Below are 3,051 nucleotides of genomic sequence, written 5' to 3'. Positions count from 1 at the left end.
TCAGAAGTGAAACGCAGCTGCGACGATGGTAGTGTAGCATTCGCTATGCGAGAGTAGTTCACCGCCAGGCTCCCAATACGTAAACAAGCCCGTCTCGCAAGAGTCGGGCTTTTTTGCTTTGCGCTTCGTCAACCACATCATTACAATAGCGGTATTCGCGTTAACTGGCCTGATCATGCGCACTTTGACTAATATTTCTGCAGTCCCGTACTCTACTTTCCGCTTTAATGCTCAGCTGGCATCAGTTATCGAGTTTGGTTCTGTTGCTGAGCTGGAGAGCTTCGATTCCGATACAACTCCTGTTGTGTTGGGTGAGGGCAGCAATACCATTTTTATGCAGGACCTGAGCGCACCTGTATGTCGTTTTGTCGCCGACAGCAAAACTGTTACACATTTGGATCCGCAGCATGTGTTAATACACGTGGAAGCAGGTCATAACTGGCATCAGTTGGTCAACTGGACAGTTGAACAGCAGCTGTGGGGGATAGAAAACCTGGCACTAATCCCAGGTTCAGTCGGTGCCGCGCCGGTGCAAAATATCGGTGCTTATGGCGTTGAGCTGGCAGACAGCTGTTTATATGTGGATTTTTACCACTGGCAGCAGCGTAAGATGCAGCGTATTGCTGCAGGTCGTTGCAAGTTTGGTTACCGAGACAGCGTGTTTAAGCATGCCCTCACAGGTAAAGGTATTATTACTGCGGTGGGACTATGCCTGAGTCAACAACCTGCACGGGTGTTAGCTTATAAAGGGCTTGATCATCTGGCTTCTGACGCAACGATCGATACTATCTTTAGTCAGGTTATTGCAGTGCGTAGCAGTAAATTACCTGACCCGGAGGTGCTGGCTAATTGTGGTAGCTTTTTTAAAAATCCGGTTGTTGCGAAACAGCAATATATTGAACTGAAAGCAAAATATGCTGATATGCCAGGGTTTACCCAAGCCGATGATAGCGTAAAGGTTCCGGCTGCTTGGTTGATAGAGCAGCAAGGCTTTAAGGGTAAGCGTTACGGTGACGTGGGTTGCTATAAGTTACAGCCGCTGGTTGTGGTAAATCATGGAGCCGGCACGCCCGCTGAGTTAGAGCAGCTTATTACTGCCGTTCAGCAGCAAGTGTTCACTACTTATGGTATTGAGTTAGAGCCTGAAGTACGTATGTTAAATAGCGCCGGACAGTCATTCAGATGAGCAAAGCCAGTTTAGTGACTCAGCGCCAATTGCTCAGCGCCTTAAGCCATGGCGAATTTCAATCTGGCCAGGTATTGGCAGAAACCTTGGGCTTAAGTCGTACCGCTATTGCAAACCATATTCAGCAACTACAACAACTTGGGCTGGATATATATAAAGTGAGAGGCCGTGGTTATTGCCTGGCTGAGTCACTTACGTTACTCGATGCGGCGAAGATAAGTCAGTTGCGCCAGAGCAGCGGCGCCGATATTTTGGTGCAAAATATTACTGATTCAACCAACAGCCAGTTGATGCAAAAAGTGCAGGATGGTTTGGTAAATGAGCTCGGTTATACCTTAGTAGCGGAAGCGCAAACTGCAGGAAGAGGCCGGCGGGGCCGTAATTGGTATTCGCCTTTTGCTGCCAGTCTATATTTCTCTATGTATTGGCGACTGGAACAAGGGATTCAGGCGGCAATGGGATTAAGTTTGGTAGTTGCCATAGCCATAGCCAGGTTGTTAAAACAGCAGTATCAGGTTGATGCTAAGGTTAAGTGGCCAAATGATGTATATATAGATGGTAAAAAGTTGTGCGGTATTTTGGTAGAGCTGGCAGGGCAAGCCCATGCCGGCTGTGATGTTATCATCGGTATTGGCATGAATATTCGTCTGCCGCAGCAGGCGCTGGGCAATATAGATCAAAAATATATCGACTTGACCATAGCATCTGGCCAAGTGATTGAACGCAACCTACTGGTAGTATTGTTACAAAAACAACTAATGACACTACTTACCCAGTTTAGCCATACCGGTTTTAGTAGCTTTGTTGATGAGTTTAATCAGTATAATCAGTACCGTGATAAGACGGTAAAGTTAATTGGCAATACTGAGATAAGGGGCATTTGCCTCGGTGTAGATCAGCAAGGTGCTTTATTGATTGAAACGGCTGCAGGTGTACAAGCCTATTTCGGTGGCGAACTTAGTTTGCGTGCGGGAGATTAGTGTGTATTTGTTACTGGATATCGGTAATACCCGGGAGAAAGCCGCACTGATAAAAAGTGGTAAAGTTACGGCTTTGCCGCAACTGGCACCCGATAATCTGGCCAAATTGCCAATTAAAGCGGTGTACTTTGCCAGTGTCGCCTCACAAGAAAAAGTTGCTGCGATTAAACAGCAGCTGGGTTTGGGCCATTTACCCTGGCGTCAGGTATATTCTGAAGCAAAAGCTTGCGGTGTCAGTAATAGTTATCAGCAGCCACAAATGTTGGGAGTAGATCGTTGGCTGGCAATGCTTGGTACGCAGTTACTGTTTCCGTCACAAAACACATTAATAGTAGACGCTGGTACTGCCGTAACTATTGATTGGTTAGCGCAGGATGGCCGGCATGGTGGTGGCTGGATTATTCCTGGGCTCAAGATGCAACAGCAAGCGGTGGTGAAGAACACCGCCAGGGTGTTTAATTCTGAAATGTTTAACGGTCGGTTGGAGCCGGGGGCTGACACAGTGACAGGTTTACAAAATGGTTGTTTAGCCGCAGTTTTAGGCGCAATCAGGTTGGCATGGCAGCAAACACCGTGTAACAAGTTAGTGTTAACCGGAGGCGACAGTAAGTTTCTTAAATCTTATCTGTCAGATTTACCTATTGTTGTAGAACCTTTGCTGATTTTCCATGGACTGGCGCGTTATATCGACATGTAATGGCTTGTTTGCGCACTTTGTGAGCGCTTAGGCAGGAAATTAACGCTTTTTTGGTTTTTTCTGTTGCACGACTTAGGGCATTCCACTAGAATTCGCACCCACTGACGTAGTGCCGCTTTAGCTCAGTTGGTAGAGCAACTGACTTGTAATCAGTAGGTCATCCGTTCGACTCGGATAAGCGGCACCAT

Annotated in this window: 3 protein-coding genes and 1 tRNA gene; all 4 read left to right on the top strand. The window is 46.9% G+C overall.

Annotated elements, in window-relative coordinates; genetic code table 11:
- The first annotated feature begins 175 nt into the window (after positions 1–175).
- The 4 genes from murB to MJX74_RS21420 all read left to right on the top strand — a co-directional run bounded on the left by murB (position 176) and on the right by MJX74_RS21420 (position 3,050).
- On the top strand, positions 176–1,186 hold the full coding sequence (gene murB, locus MJX74_RS21435) for a UDP-N-acetylmuramate dehydrogenase (protein ID WP_240225061.1): 1,011 nt from the start codon (positions 176–178) through the stop codon (positions 1,184–1,186).
- Complete coding sequence (gene birA, locus MJX74_RS21430; protein ID WP_240225060.1) at positions 1,183–2,166, top strand: bifunctional biotin--[acetyl-CoA-carboxylase] ligase/biotin operon repressor BirA; 984 nt, start codon at positions 1,183–1,185, stop codon at positions 2,164–2,166. Before murB ends, birA begins: the two co-directional genes overlap by 4 nt.
- 1 nt (position 2,167) lies before the next feature.
- Positions 2,168–2,863, top strand: coding sequence for a type III pantothenate kinase (locus MJX74_RS21425; protein ID WP_240225059.1), 696 nt, complete (start codon positions 2,168–2,170; stop codon positions 2,861–2,863).
- A gap of 111 nt (positions 2,864–2,974) precedes the next feature.
- A tRNA-Thr gene (locus tag MJX74_RS21420) sits at positions 2,975–3,050 on the top strand.
- Position 3,051: the final 1 nt, after the last annotated feature.

The organism is Rheinheimera hassiensis (assembly GCF_022436675.1).
Classification (GTDB): Bacteria; Pseudomonadota; Gammaproteobacteria; order Enterobacterales; family Alteromonadaceae; genus Alishewanella; species Alishewanella hassiensis.
The sequence above is the reverse complement of the archived record's forward strand: the minus strand, read 5'-3'. Positions and strand labels throughout refer to the sequence as shown.

Excerpts from the sequence above, each read along its gene's own strand:
- murB (WP_240225061.1), top strand. The coding sequence starts at position 176 with ATGCGCACTTTGACTAATATTTCTGCAGTCCCGTACTCTACTTTCCGC.
- birA (WP_240225060.1), top strand. The coding sequence starts at position 1,183 with ATGAGCAAAGCCAGTTTAGTGACTCAGCGCCAATTGCTCAGCGCCTTA.